General features: G+C 73.0%; 14 protein-coding genes. 7 read left to right on the top strand and 7 right to left on the bottom strand.

What is annotated here, in order from left to right:
* Nucleotides 1-23: 23 nt before the first annotated feature.
* Both Pdca_RS31090 and Pdca_RS31085 read right to left on the bottom strand, forming a co-directional pair.
* Entirely contained in the window at nucleotides 24-863 is an 840-nt protein-coding gene (locus Pdca_RS31090) for a CmcJ/NvfI family oxidoreductase (protein ID WP_085910431.1), read from the bottom strand.
* A 152-nt stretch (nucleotides 864-1,015) separates the two neighbouring features.
* Nucleotides 1,016-1,612 carry a VldE C-terminal domain-containing protein gene (locus Pdca_RS31085; protein WP_125911629.1) on the bottom strand — a complete coding sequence of 199 codons (597 nt, stop codon included), beginning with the start codon at nucleotides 1,610-1,612 and terminating at the stop codon, nucleotides 1,016-1,018.
* Between the two features lie 78 nt (nucleotides 1,613-1,690).
* On the opposite strand from Pdca_RS31085, the gene Pdca_RS31080 reads away from it, so the two are divergent.
* Together Pdca_RS31080 and Pdca_RS36535 are read left to right on the top strand one after the other, a co-directional pair.
* Nucleotides 1,691-2,479 (top strand): alpha/beta fold hydrolase, encoded by a 789-nt coding sequence (locus tag Pdca_RS31080; RefSeq protein ID WP_197719858.1) that lies wholly within the window; start codon nucleotides 1,691-1,693, stop codon nucleotides 2,477-2,479.
* The gene (locus Pdca_RS36535; protein ID WP_197719857.1) at nucleotides 2,443-2,649 is read left to right on the top strand and encodes a hypothetical protein; all 207 of its coding nucleotides are present in this window, start codon (nucleotides 2,443-2,445) and stop codon (nucleotides 2,647-2,649) included. The genes Pdca_RS31080 and Pdca_RS36535 overlap by 37 nt, the downstream gene beginning before the upstream one ends.
* 7 nt (nucleotides 2,650-2,656) lie before the next feature.
* Here Pdca_RS36535 and Pdca_RS31075 read toward each other — a convergent pair whose 3' ends face one another.
* The 4 genes from Pdca_RS31075 to Pdca_RS31060 all read right to left on the bottom strand — a co-directional run bounded on the left by Pdca_RS31075 (nucleotide 2,657) and on the right by Pdca_RS31060 (nucleotide 7,608).
* On the bottom strand, nucleotides 2,657-3,820 hold the full coding sequence (locus Pdca_RS31075; protein WP_085910433.1) for a hypothetical protein: 1,164 nt from the start codon (nucleotides 3,818-3,820) through the stop codon (nucleotides 2,657-2,659).
* 129 nt (nucleotides 3,821-3,949) lie between these two features.
* Nucleotides 3,950-4,918, bottom strand: a complete 969-nt coding sequence (locus tag Pdca_RS31070) for an NAD-dependent epimerase/dehydratase family protein (RefSeq protein ID WP_085910434.1) — start codon at nucleotides 4,916-4,918, stop codon at nucleotides 3,950-3,952.
* A gap of 40 nt (nucleotides 4,919-4,958) precedes the next feature.
* Entirely contained in the window at nucleotides 4,959-6,755 is a 1,797-nt protein-coding gene (locus tag Pdca_RS31065) for a choline/carnitine O-acyltransferase (RefSeq protein WP_085910435.1), read from the bottom strand.
* 4 nt (nucleotides 6,756-6,759) lie between these two features.
* Complete coding sequence (locus tag Pdca_RS31060; protein WP_085910436.1) at nucleotides 6,760-7,608, bottom strand: HalD/BesD family halogenase; 849 nt, start codon at nucleotides 7,606-7,608, stop codon at nucleotides 6,760-6,762.
* A 148-nt stretch (nucleotides 7,609-7,756) separates the two neighbouring features.
* Between Pdca_RS31060 and Pdca_RS31055 the strand changes: the two genes are divergently transcribed.
* Nucleotides 7,757-8,497 carry an SDR family oxidoreductase gene (locus Pdca_RS31055; RefSeq protein ID WP_085910437.1) on the top strand — a complete coding sequence of 247 codons (741 nt, stop codon included), beginning with the start codon at nucleotides 7,757-7,759 and terminating at the stop codon, nucleotides 8,495-8,497.
* A 22-nt stretch (nucleotides 8,498-8,519) separates the two neighbouring features.
* On the opposite strand, the gene Pdca_RS31050 is transcribed toward Pdca_RS31055, so the two are convergent.
* Nucleotides 8,520-8,816, bottom strand: a complete 297-nt coding sequence (locus tag Pdca_RS31050; protein ID WP_125911628.1) for a hypothetical protein — start codon at nucleotides 8,814-8,816, stop codon at nucleotides 8,520-8,522.
* Between the two features lie 298 nt (nucleotides 8,817-9,114).
* On the opposite strand from Pdca_RS31050, the gene ectA reads away from it, so the two are divergent.
* From ectA to thpD, 4 genes are all read left to right on the top strand, one after another.
* Entirely contained in the window at nucleotides 9,115-9,774 is a 660-nt protein-coding gene (gene ectA / locus Pdca_RS31045; protein WP_307724076.1) for a diaminobutyrate acetyltransferase, read from the top strand.
* On the top strand, nucleotides 9,771-11,024 hold the full coding sequence (ectB, locus tag Pdca_RS31040; RefSeq protein WP_085910440.1) for a diaminobutyrate--2-oxoglutarate transaminase: 1,254 nt from the start codon (nucleotides 9,771-9,773) through the stop codon (nucleotides 11,022-11,024). The genes ectA and ectB overlap by 4 nt, the downstream gene beginning before the upstream one ends.
* Before the next feature lie 7 nt (nucleotides 11,025-11,031).
* Complete coding sequence (locus tag Pdca_RS31035; RefSeq protein ID WP_085910441.1) at nucleotides 11,032-11,430, top strand: ectoine synthase; 399 nt, start codon at nucleotides 11,032-11,034, stop codon at nucleotides 11,428-11,430.
* A gap of 131 nt (nucleotides 11,431-11,561) precedes the next feature.
* On the top strand, nucleotides 11,562-12,488 hold the full coding sequence (gene thpD / locus Pdca_RS31030; protein WP_085910442.1) for an ectoine hydroxylase: 927 nt from the start codon (nucleotides 11,562-11,564) through the stop codon (nucleotides 12,486-12,488).
* Nucleotides 12,489-12,523 lie beyond the last annotated feature (35 nt).

The following is a 12,523-nucleotide window of genomic DNA, read 5'->3' as shown; positions in this document are numbered from 1 at the left end:
GCCAGTCCTTCAGTGACAGTGCTTCAGTGCCAGTAGGCGAAGGTCCGGAACTCGATCGAGTGCCGCGGACCGGTGGCGCCCGCCGCCGGATCGTGGAACGCCGAGTGCGGCACCCGCCAGGCGCGGGACCGGTCGGAGTCGTGGAACTTGAAGAACAGGACCTCGTCGGAGTCCATGCCGGGGAAGTACCACCAGCGGTGGTCCGGGTTCCGGTGGAACTCCGAGCCGTGGGTGACCGGTTCGAGCCCGTCGACCGGGCCGAACGGGTCGGCGGGCAGCTCGTCGACGAAGTACAGCGTGTTCGGGAGCCCGTCGGTGTCGGCGACGCTGCGGAAGTCGCACAGCGCCAGCGGCCAGTCCTGCGGCGGTGGGCTGAACACCCGCCAGGTGCTCGTCGCGACCGCCCGGCGGTATCCCGGGCCGTCCGGGAACGCCTCGGCGTAGGCGGCCGCGGCCGCGCGGGGCGCGCCCTCCGGTGCGTAGTCGCAGTGCACCAGCCCGGCCTGCGGCTGCGAGCCGGAGCTCCCGGGATCGGCCGAGCGGCGCAGCACGCCGCCCCGGGACACCACGGCGTCGGCACCGAGCAGCTCCTGCACGAGATCGGTCACCTCGCTCCGGTAGATCCGCTGGACCTGCTCGGGATCGGTGAAGTCGGTGACCGCGCTGCGGTGCCGGGCGAGGGTGAAGCCGTGCACGTCGACGTCGAAGGCCTCGTCGGTGGCTCGCCCGTCCCGCACGGTCACCCGGTGGGTCTCGTACCGGCCGGTGTTGACGCTCGCGCCGGGCGCGGTGAAGCGACGCAGCACCGTCGAGTCCGGTGCCAGGTAGCTCAGGTCCGCAGCGGTCGTCCGATCACCGGGCACAGACCCTGCCTCGGGCACTGGTTCGGGCACTGGTTCGGGCACGGACACCGGGTCGGGCACGGTCACGGCGGCTCCCCTCGTCGGGCTCGCCGATCAGCGAACCCGAGTCCCGCTGCCACCGGGAGCCCGGTTTCCGGCACGGGGAAGCCCGTTCACGGCCGGACGCTGACGTGCACGTGGTCGAAGTGCCCGCCGGTGGCGTCGTCGGGGTCGTAGACCCCGCCGCCGTCGTAGGGCCGGCCCCAGCCGGCCCGGCCGTCGCCGGTATCGCCCGTGCCGCGGTACCAGATCCGGCCCTGCCAGATCACGTACCGCACCCGCAGCTCGGCGGAGTTCTCGCGCAGCCAGTCCGCGACCGCCCAGCCCTGCTCCAGGTCGGTCCCGGCGGGGAACTCGCCGTACCCGGCGGGGAAGAAGTCGCAGGCCCGGCCGGCGGGATGGTCGCTGGAGGGGTTCCAGGCGTGCTCGGACCAGCAGCTGAGTGATCGGACCGGGGCACCCGGTCCCGGCTCCCCGAACCGGGCCACCGCGGCGTCGTGCAGACGCAGCGCGCTCGGCGTGAGACAGCCCGTCGACGTGGGATCGTCCTCGGTGCACTCCTCCGGAGGAGGCGGATCGACGAGCTCCCACAGGTCGTCGGTGGTCAGCCCGCGGCGCTCGGCGAACCACACGAGCGCGCCACCGAGCAGCACGACCACCAGGAGGACGCCCAGCAACCCGGCGATGCGTCGGCCCACCGTTCTCGGCACGATCTCCAGCGTACGGCGATGAGTTCCGGACGCGCGGCCGGTCGGATCCGGTGCAGGCCGACCCGACCGGAGGTTCCCGTGAACGGCACCGCAGACACCGCAGGCACCCTCACCGACGCCGTACTGGACCTCGCCGGTGCCCGCATCCACTTCGACGTCCGCGGGACCGGCCCGCTGCTGGTGCTGGTCGGCTCCCCGATGGGTGCGGACGGGTTCGCCGCGACGGCCGGGCTGCTCGCGGCCGATCACACCGTCGTCACGTTCGATCCGCGCGGCACCGGCCGCAGCCCGGTCGACGACGCCGACGCGGGCTCTCCGGTCGCGGTGCGCGCCGCGGACCTCGCGGCGCTCGTCGAGCATCTCGGTCAGGGCCCGGCGACGCTGGTCGGGTCCAGCGGCGGCGCCGTCGTCGCGCTCGCGCTGCTGCAGACGCGCCCGGAGCTGGTGCGCGCGGTCGTCGCGCACGAGCCGCCGTTGCAGGAGCTCCTGCCCGACGCGGCCGCCCGCCGCGCCACCGGCGACGAGATCGTGCGGCGTTACCGGGAGCAGGGCGCGGCTGCGGCCTGGGCGCTGTTCATGGCGGCGGCGAACCTGCCCGGCGGGCCGCCGGAGGGACCCGGGGACGGGGTGCGGCCGGAGTCACCGAGGGGGCCGGGCCTGCCGACTGTGCTGAGCCTGCCGATCGCGCCGACGGGGCCGACAGCGCCGCTGGTGTGCACGGCGCGGGGACCGGGCTGCCCGGCGCGGACGGCCCGGGCGCGGACCGGGAACGCCAGGACGCCGACGAGCGGCACTTCTTCCTGTACGAGATGCGCGAGACGGTCCGCTGGGTGCCCGATCCCGGCGCCCTGCGCGGCGGCCGGGTGACCGTCGGGATCGGTGAGGACTCCGACGGCCGGCTGTGCGACCTGACGTCGCGCGCACTGGCGGACCGGCTCGGGGTGACGCCCGAACGGTTCCCCGGCGGGCACGTCGGGTTCATGGAGCATCCCGCCGCGTTCGACGCGCGACTGCGCGAGGTGCTCGCAAGGCTGTGAGCGCGGATCAGCCCCCGATCCCGCCGAACAACGGCGAGGTGCTCAGCGCGTCGCGCAGCTCCAGCCAGGCGACGAACCCGTACACCGCACCCGCGAGGAAGATCAGGCAGGACAGCGACACCAGCACGTAGGTGATCACCCGCAGCACGGTGAGGGCGGCCGGGTCCTTCGCCACCGTCGGCGGCCGCTGCTGGATCGGCTGCTGGAACTGCTGCTGCGGCTGCTGCTGGGCAGGCGCAGCGGCCGCAGCCGGCGCGGATCCGGTGGCCGGTGTGCTCCCCGAGGTGCCGAACCGGGCGGCGGCGGCCTCGGCGACGGTGGCCGGCCGGTTGCCCGCACCCCCGGCCGGCCGGGCCGCGACCGCAGGCGCAGCGCGCTGCACGGGTACGGCCGCCGTCGGCCCGGTCGCCAGTTCGGAGTCGGTCGGTCCGGCATCGGTCCGCTCGGAGCCGGCCCGCGCGGGGTCGGGGTCGGCCCGCTCGGTCACCGCCGTCACCGCTCCCGGACCGCCGGGGGCCTCGTCCCGGTCGTCGGCGGAGCCGTAGCGCGACGCCGTCCGGGCCGGTTCGGTGGAGTAGGGCGGGCCGCCGTCGATGGCCGTGCCGCCACGCGACGCCGGATCGCCGTACTCGCCGTAACCCGGCCGGGACCCGGGCCCGGAGCCGTAGGCAGGGCCGGAGCCGTAGGCCGGGCCGGTGCCGTGCGCGGGCTGCCGGGCCGCACCCGGGGACGGTTCGAGGTGGGCAGGCTGTCCGGCGCCACCGGCCGGCTGCTCGGGCACCTCGCCGCCGTAGCCACGCTGGTCCAGATCACCCCGCCCGTGCGGGGCGGGCTGGCCGTGCCTGCCCGGATCGCCGTAGCCCCCCGGATCGCCGTAGCCACCCGGGTCGCCGTGACCACCCGGGTCGCCGTAGCCACCCGGGTCCGCGCCGCGGTGCATCTCGGCCGGGCGCTCGCCGTACAGGTCGTCGGGGCCGTCGGCGGCCGGGACGGGCCGCTCGACCGGACGCGAGGGCCGCAGATCCGGGTAGCCGCCGGCGTGCTGCTCGCCCTGGTACGAGTCGTCCGGGAAGAAGTCGTGCTCGGAGCGGCCGTGCCGGGCCTGCGGGGAGGGCCGTGCACCGGCGGTCCCGTCGGCGGGATGGGGCCGGGGCTGTTGCGGGCCGGTCATGCGGACCTCCGGTGTGAGTGCTGCGGCTCGGTGCTGCGGTGACTCCGACTGCTGTGACACCCATACCGCCGCACACACCCACGGCGTTAGCCCCTGCGGCCTACAGTCACCTGGTCCGGTGAGCCGATCTCACGGTGTGTACACGCCGGTCGGCTCTGCGTGGTAACCCTTCGCCCCGACGGCCGCGGCGAGCGGGCTGCCCGGACCGGCCCCGGAGCGCAGCCGTGCGGCGATCGCTCCGGCGTCCCACCGCGGCCGCCAGCCCAGCTCGGCGACCGCGCGCGCCGACGAGTAGACGCGGTCCACCTCCGGCACCGCCCAGCCCCGCTCGCGCAGCAGCGCGGCCACCTCCGGCGCCCGGCGGGCGAGCACCGCGGGAACGTCCCGGCCGAGCTCGGGGAGGTCGTCGCGGGTGAAGGGGGTGGGTGCGCTGATCACGTACCGGGCGAACCCGAGCTCCGGCGCCCGCCGGGCCGCCGCCAGGTGCGCCGACACGACGTCGGCGAGATCGACCCGCCGGTGGCAGAACTCGACCAGCTTGGACGCCGCGTCGTCGAACCGCAGCCGGATCTCCTCCCGGTCGTCGGCCTCCGGGAAGAACCGCGAGGTCCGCAGTACCACCACCGGCAGCCCCGGATCCTGCGCCGCCAGCTCGCACAGCTCCTCGGCGGCGGTCTTGGTGGCGCCGTAGACGTTGCGCACCCGCGGCACGACGCTCTCGTCGATCCAGGTCACCGCCCCGTCCCCGACGAGTGCTCTGCCGAAGGCCGAGGTCGACGAGGTGAACACCACGCCGGTGACACCGGCCGCCGCCGCGCACTCCAGTACCGCGAGCGTGCCGGAGACGTTGCTGTCGACGAAGTCCTGCCGAGTGTGCGACCCGACGTGTGGCTTGTGCAGCGTCGCGGTGTGCAGGACGTGCGTGACGCCGGTCATGGCAGCGGCGAGGGCGTCCCGGTCGGCCAGCGGGGCAACGACGTCGGTCCACGGCGACGGCACCCGGTCCAGCCCGGTGACCGGGACACCGTCGGCGCGCAGCGTGCGGACCAGGGCCTCCCCGAGGTGCCCCGAGCTGCCGGTGACGAGGAATCTCTCCATCGGCGGAGCCCAGCACGGCCACCCGCCGGTGACCAGCGGATTACCGCTCCAGCAGGGCCACCAGCTCGCCGATCACCACGCGCAGCTCCCGCGCGAACGCCTCCATCGGCCCGGCCTGATCGGCCGGGGTGGACAGGTGCAGGTGGAACCGGTCCGGCAGCAGCACGTAGGCCACCCCGATGCAGCGCGAGCTGGTCGAGCCGAAACCGAAGTACCGGACGTTGCGCGACGGCGCCGAGCTGGTCGACAGCCAGTCGTCGCGCATGATCGTCCAGCCGGGGGAGGAGAACACCGCGAGCGGCTCGGTCGCACCGAGCTGCGCGCCGCGCCGGCGCTGGATCCACTCCAGCTCCCACAGGTGCTGCTCGGGCGCGTCCCCCTGCTGGCACTGCCGGGCGCGGGCGACGTGCGCATCCGCGGCGGCCCGGAAGGCGGCGCGCCGGTCGTCACCGGAGGCATGCGGGTCCTGCATCCGGTCGACGAAGGCGACCATCTCGGGGGTCACCACCCGCATCGCCTCGGTCCGGCCGCGCCGGAACTGCCGGGTCGCGATCGACTCGTAGGTGGCCCCGGTGAGGCCCTTCGCCCGCCGGTGCGCGACCTGATAGGCGGCCTGCACGAAGGCGTCCGGTGAGAAGCCCAGCGCCTTGGCCGTGTCGGCGCCGAAGTCGTCGAAGGAGACGAGCGTGGTCGCGGTACCGGCGAGGAACGCGGCGAACTCGTCGTGCGCCCGGCGGACGGTGCCGCGCAGCTCGTCGTCGAGCACGAAGCCCAGCTCGGCGACGGCGGGCGCACCCTGGGGGCGGGCCCCGGCCCGCTCGGCGTGCACCGCCACGGTGTCCGCGAACATCGCGTCGACCAGGGTGAGCACGGTCGTGCCGTCCAGCTCGCAGTGCTCGATGTTCACCCCGGCGGTCCCGTCGGGCAGCACCACGATCGACAGCGCCTTGTCGAACCAGCGGTTCCCGGAGTCCCCGGCCAGCAGCGTCCGGGCGGCGGCGCTCTCGTCGGCCGGGACGTCGTCGTCCAGGCAGATCGCGAACAGCGCACGCTCGACGAGATCGACCGCGCCGGCGTTCGCCGGGTCGAGCCCGGTCAGCCGGTCCCGCACGGCCGCCCACTCGGCGCGGGCCAGCGTGGTCAGCGAGCCGACCGCCTCGTCGAGCCCGGTGCGCGCGGGGTGCGCGGAACGGATCGCGCGCAGCGCGGCGGCGATCTCGTCCACCGTGTGCAGCGCCCCGTCGGGGCCGAACACGTCGAGCCGGTGGATCCGGCCCCGGCTCAGCACGACGACGTGCCGCTCGGTGGACGGGCCCGGCCACGCGTCGCTGTAGGGGGTGCGGACGGTGTCCTGCGGGTCGCCCGGGATCCGGGTGGTGGAGAAGACGTGCCTGCTCTGGTCCATCGACTGCGGCCCGCCCCGCCCGGCCGGCGCGGCGAAGGTGCCCGCGTCGAGGTCGACCTTGTGCCCGATCGCCGCGGTCGCGAGCTCCGCCGCGCGCAGGCACTGGTCGGACGTGCCCGGTCCGAACAGGAAGAAGAAGTTCGCGTTCAGCGCGATCCGGTCCCGGCGGCCCAGGTAGCGCGACGGCCAGAACTCGTCGAGCCAGCTGTGGGCCGAGGCGTCGAACCGCTCCAGGTCGGCCTGCAGCACCGACGCTGTGCCGCCGGGGACGAGCAGCTCGGCCGCTGCGTCGGCGGTGCGGGTGTACTCGTCCGGGGTGAGCAGCGGTGCGCACCACTGGAGGAACCGGTCCACCGAGGCGGACACGGTGGGCAGCGGAACCTTCGGGAGGCCGTCGTCCGCCGCGAAGGTCGAGGGTGTCTGCTCCGTCACGCGATCAGTCCATCAGTCCGTCGACCCGGACCGAACGTGGCCCCCCGTGCGCGGGCAGTACCCGCCCGAACAGCTGCCGGGTGCGCTCGGCGCTGCCGACGACCCCGGGGCGACCGCTGTAGGAGAAGATCGCGGTGTGCCGGGCGGTCGCGCCGCGCACCTGCGTGACCCGGTGCAGCGAGTAGCGGCCGCGGAACAGCTGCAGGTCCCCGGGCCGCAGCCGGAGCCTGCGCACCCGGTCCCCGCCGTCCCCGGCCAGCACGGCGGCGACCTCGGCGGTGTTCTCCGCGTCGGCGGACCGGATCCCCGGGACGTACTCGAAGATCCCGCCCTGCTCCGGCGCCCGGGTGAGCAGGCTGATCGCGACCTCGTTGGTGTCGAAGTGCCAGGGGTGCGAGCGACCGTCGGCGACGACGTTGAGGCACAGCCCGGCCAGCGGATCGGCGAGCTCGTGCAGCTCCGGCACCCCGACACAGGCGGCGAGGAACGCGCGGAACGCCGGATCGGGATAGAGCCGGTGGATCAGCCCCGCGGCCGGGATCCGGTCCCGGGCGACGAAGGCGTTGCCCCGTTCCAGCGGCACCCGGGCGGGATGGTCGGCGGGCAGCGCCGGATCCGGCTCGGTGTTGTAGACGTTCACCACCCGGGTCTCGTGGTGGGCCAGCGGGGCGATCTCCTCACCCTCGGCGCGCAGCCGGTCCTGGAAGGACGCCCGCACGAAGCCGGTGAGCACCGCGCAGCCGTCCGATTCCAGGGAGTCCCGGGCCTCGTGCACCGCGGCCGTCCAGCGCGGCGATCCCGGCTCGTGCAGCGGGTAGCGGGTCAGATCGACCGGTTCCAGGCTCGGTCGCACCGATCAGCTCCTTCGGCCCCCTGGCGGCGCCGGCGCCGCCCGTCGATGGTCACCCCCATCCAAACCGCTGCCGGCGCGCACTGTCCACGGGGAGTGACCGGACGATCAGGGTCGGTGTCCCCCGGCGGGCCAGGGCACACTGCGGGGCATGACCGTTCTCGTCACCGGTGCCTCCCGCGGGGTCGGCGCGGCCACCGCCCGGTTGCTGGCGGCCCGGGGCCGGGACGTCGTCGTGGCGCACCGGGCCTCGCCCGATGCGGCCGGGCAGGTGGTCGCCGACTGCCGTGCGGCGGGCGTGCAGGCCCGCGCGGTCGCCGCCGACGTGACCGGCACCGACGGCGTCGAGCAGCTGTTCGCCGCCGCGGCGGACATGCCGGCCCCGCTCACCGGAGTGGTGGTGAACGCCGGCGGTGCGCCGTCCCGGCAGCGCCTGGAGGACATGAGCGACGAGCGGATCGACGGTGTCCTCGCGCTGAACCTGCGGGCCGCGCTGATCTGCTCGCGGGCCGCGGTGCGCGCGCTGTCCCCGCGGCACGGCGGCACGGGTGGGGTGCTGGTGCACGTGACGTCACGGGCCGCGGTGCTCGGCTCGCCCGGCGAGTGGAACGACTACGCCGCGGCCAAGGCGGGCGTCGAGGCGCTGGTGGTGGGCCTGGCCAAGGAGGTCGCCGCGGACGGTATCCGGGTGGCGGCGGTCCGGCCGGGACTGCTCGACACCGACTTCCACGCCAGGGCCGGTGAGCCGGGGCGGGCGGCCCGGATGGCGCCGTCGATCCCGATGGGCCGGGCCGGGCGTCCGGACGAGGTGGCGGCCGCGGTGGCCTGGCTGCTCTCCGACGAGGCGAGCTACGTGACCGGCGCGGTGCTGGACGTGGCCGGCGGCCGGTAGGGCGCCGGGGGGAGCGGACGGATCAGGAGCTGCGCACCGAGCGCGCCAGTGACGCCCACGAGCGCCGGCGCGGAGCGCGGCGCCCGATCCCGGAGGTCTCCGCGCACAACAGGCAGCGGTCGCCCGGGGGTGAGGCGAGCGAGGCCGGGAGTACGACGTGCCCGCACATCGCGGTGCACTGCCCGGCCCCGGAGGCCAGCGAGTCGGCGAGCACCGCGTGCGGGACGACGTGGCTGAACCCGTCGCGGGCGCAGGTGACCGCCACATTCTGTTCGGGTGCCGGAGCGGATGGCTCGGCCGGGAGGGTCGGCGACGGCACCTGACGCGCACCTGCGGGCGGTACCGACACGGTTCTCCTCCGGTTGATGTGCGGCGGAATATCCATGGTCACCCCGGCGCCGTGCAGATGCAAGTGCATCCGCACGAACGGCCGAATCCGACTCGGCCCTGTCGCGGAGCGTGGCGAGCGACACCACGACGGATTCTGCGCGGCTTCCGGGGCGCGCGGCGGTGGGTCCCGGCGGCCCCCGGAACCCGGCCGCTTGCTGGGAGGACGTCCGATTCGTCCGGCCGGTTGCCCGATGTGCCCGTGGTCACAATGGTGATGGCCCGAGTCGGTGCTCCGGGCCGTCAGCGGCTGCAACCGGTCGTCCGGGCCGTTAATCTCGACCGACATGATCGCACCCGAGCAGGCCGAGCCTCGGGCGTCGACGTCGTTCTCCGGGGCAACGAGCCCTGCGGAGAAGACCGACGCCGATGCCGATGGTGACCCTTCGTACGAGATCGTGTCGCCGGACCAGGCCGACGGAGTCGAGATGTGGCGGCTGGCGGTGGAGTCGCAGACGCTGGATGCGAACTCCCGCTACGCCTACGTCCTCTGGTGCCGCGATTTCGCAGGCGCGTCCGTGATCGCCCGCCGGAACGACGGCCGGGCGGTCGGCTACGTGACCGGCTACCTGCGCCCGGAGCGTCCGCACACGTTGTTCATCTGGCAGGTGTGCGTGGACCCGGTCGCCCGTGGCGCCGGTCTCGCCGGCCGGATGCTGGACGCGGTGTGGGACCGGACCGCGCAGGACGCGGCCACGGACCGGATGGAAACGACCATCACCCCGGACAACGAGTCGTCCATCCGGCTGTTCAGCTCCTTCGCCCGACGACACGACACGACGATCGAGCGGGAGGACCTGTTCGGTCCCGACCTGCTCGGTGACGAGCACGAGCCGGAGCACCTGTACCGCATCGGCCCGATCGCAGCAGAGAAGGTTGACAACACATGACCGTTTTCGAGGATCTCGAGTCCCAGGTCCGGAGCTACTGCCGAAACTGGCCGGTCGTCTTCGACACGGCCAAGGGCAGCCGGCTGACCGACGTCGACGGCAACTCCTACCTCGACTTCTTCGGTGGCGCCGGGGCGCTCAACTACGGGCACAATCCCGAGGTGCTCAAGAAACCGCTGCTGGAGTACCTCGGCCGCGACGGCATCACCCACGGCCTGGACATGTACACCACGGCCAAGGGCGAGTTCCTGAACACCTTCCAGGAGAAGATCCTGGCTCCGCGCGGCTTGGAGTACAAGGTCCAGTTCCCCGGCCCGACGGGCGCCAACGCCGTCGAGTCCGCGCTGAAGCTGGCCCGCAAGATCACCGGCAAGGAAGCGCTGATCAACTTCACCAACGCGTTCCACGGGATGACCCTGGGCGCGCTGTCGGTGACCGGTAACTCGATGAAGCGCGGTGGCGCCGGTATCCCGCTGGTGCACTCGACCCCGATGCCGTTCGACAACTACTTCGACGGCAAGATGCCCGACTTCCTGTGGTTCGAGAAGGTTCTCGACGACACCGGATCGAGCCTCAACGAGCCGGCCGCGGTGATCGTCGAGACGGTGCAGGGCGAGGGCGGCCTGAACCCGGCCCGCATCGAGTGGCTGCAGGGTCTCGAGGACCTGTGCCGCCGCAAGGGCCTGCTGCTGGTCGTCGACGACGTCCAGATGGGTTGCGGCCGGACCGGCCCGTTCTTCTCCTTCGAGATCGCCGGCATCAAGCCGGACATCGTCACGATCTCGAAGTCCATCTCGGGCTACGGCCTGCCGATGGCGCTGGTGCTGATCAAGCCGGAGTACGACCAGTGGGGCCCCGGCGAGCACAACGGAACGTTCCGCGGCAACAACCCGGCGTTCGTCACCGCGACCCACACGCTGCGCAACTGGTGGTCCGACGACACGCTCGAGCGCGACACCATCCGCAAGGGCGAGAAGATCGAAGAGGGCTTCCACAAGATCATCGCCGACAACCAGGGCACCGAGATGTTCGCCAAGGGCAGGGGCCTGGCGCGGGGCATCCAGTTCGAGGGCGAGGGGCTCGCGGAGAAGATCGCGGGCAAGGCCTTCGAGCACCGGATGCTGCTGGAGACCGCCGGCCCGAACGACGAGGTGCTCAAGCTCCTGCCGCCGCTCACCACCACCGATGACGAGATCGACGAGGGGCTTGCGATCATCGGGGAGTCCGTCCGTAGCGTCATCGGGAGCTGATACCCACATGATCGTCCGCACCATCGACGAGATCACCGGAACCGAGCGGGACGTCGAGTCCGAGAACGGGCAGTGGCGCAGCAAGCGCATCGTGCTCGCCGACGACAAGATCGGGTTCTCGGTCCACGAGACCACCCTGCAGCCGGGAACGATCAACGACTTCTGGTACGCCAACCACATCGAGGCCGTCTTCATCACCGAGGGTGAGGGCGAGATCTACGACAAGGACAACGACGTCACGTACCCGCTCAAGCCCGGCTCGATCTACGTGCTGAACGGCAACGAGCGGCACCAGCTGCGTCCGAAGACCCAGATCAAGTGTGTCTGCGTCTTCAACCCGCCGGTGACCGGCCGCGAGGTGCACGACGAGAACGGCGTGTACCCGCTCATCACCGAGGAGAGCTGAGGCTCTTCCCGGCGCACTTCCGAATAGGGGCGTTTCCGCTGCATCGCAGCGGGAACGCCCCTTTCGGTCCGTCAGGTCCGACCGACCCCCGTCCGAAGGGATAGCGAGCAACACCGCAAGGAGGAATGTCCATGACTGCCGTGGCCGGCAGCGACGACCTGACCCGTCCGCAGGAGACGGGTGACCGCTACCACACGCGCGTCTCGCGGGAGCCCGCGTTCATCGAGCGAGTGGAGCCCACCGTGTGGGGGGACCCCGGGAGCGCCGGGATGTTCGGTGCGCAGGAGCTCGCCGCGCACTCCCGGGACGGCTTCGTCCAGGTTCCCGATCTGCTCACCGGCGACGAGGTCGCCTTCCACCAGGCCGAGCTCGACCGTCTCGCGAACGATCCGGCCGTCCGCGCGGACGAGCGGTGCGTGATCGAGAAGTCGTCCGACGAGGTGCGCTCGATCTTCGAGGTGCACCGGATCTCGGCGGCGGTCGCGCGGCTCGTCCGGGACGAGCGGGTGCTGTCCCGGGCCCGCCAGATCCTCGGGTCCGACGTCTACCTCCACCAGAGCCGGATCAACTACAAGCCCGGTTTCGGTGGGGGCGGCTTCTACTGGCACTCCGACTTCGAGACCTGGCACGCCGAGGACGGCATGCCCACCCCGCGTGCGGTCAGCTGCTCGATCTCGCTGACCGACAACCACCCCTACAACGGCTGCCTCATGATCATGCCGGGCTCGCACCGGACGTTCGTGTCCTGCGTCGGCGAGACGCCGGCGGACTACTACCGGACGTCGCTGACGGAGCAGGAGATCGGGACCCCTGATCCGGACTCGATCACGGCGATGGCCGACCGGCACGGGATCGCGATGATGACCGGCCGGGCCGGTTCCGCGACCTGGTTCGACTCGAACTGCCTGCACGGCTCGGGGGACAACATCACCCCGTACTCGCGGTCGAACATCTTCCTGGTGTTCAACAGCGTCGAGAACGCTTGTGTGGAGCCCTTCTACGCGCCGAAGCCGCGTCCCGAGTACATCGGCGCGCGTGACGTCACCCCGGTGCGCTGACCGGGGCCCCCGGCACTGCGGGGCTGCCCGATCCG

It is taken from the genome of Pseudonocardia autotrophica (genome assembly GCF_003945385.1).
Lineage (GTDB): Bacteria > Actinomycetota > Actinomycetes > Mycobacteriales > Pseudonocardiaceae > Pseudonocardia > Pseudonocardia autotrophica.
This window is presented reverse-complemented; position numbering and strand designations above follow the sequence as displayed.

What these genes read in the sequence shown, in the direction of transcription:
- Pdca_RS31075 (WP_085910433.1), bottom strand. Translation starts at nt 3,820, where the DNA reads ATGACCGGCCCGCAACAGCCCCGGCCCCATCCCGCCGACGGGACCGCC.
- thpD (WP_085910442.1), top strand. Translation starts at nt 11,562, where the DNA reads ATGACTGCCGTGGCCGGCAGCGACGACCTGACCCGTCCGCAGGAGACG.
- ectB (WP_085910440.1), top strand. Translation starts at nt 9,771, where the DNA reads ATGACCGTTTTCGAGGATCTCGAGTCCCAGGTCCGGAGCTACTGCCGA.
- Pdca_RS31035 (WP_085910441.1), top strand. Translation starts at nt 11,032, where the DNA reads ATGATCGTCCGCACCATCGACGAGATCACCGGAACCGAGCGGGACGTC.
- Pdca_RS31055 (WP_085910437.1), top strand. Translation starts at nt 7,757, where the DNA reads ATGACCGTTCTCGTCACCGGTGCCTCCCGCGGGGTCGGCGCGGCCACC.
- Pdca_RS31070 (WP_085910434.1), bottom strand. Translation starts at nt 4,918, where the DNA reads ATGGAGAGATTCCTCGTCACCGGCAGCTCGGGGCACCTCGGGGAGGCC.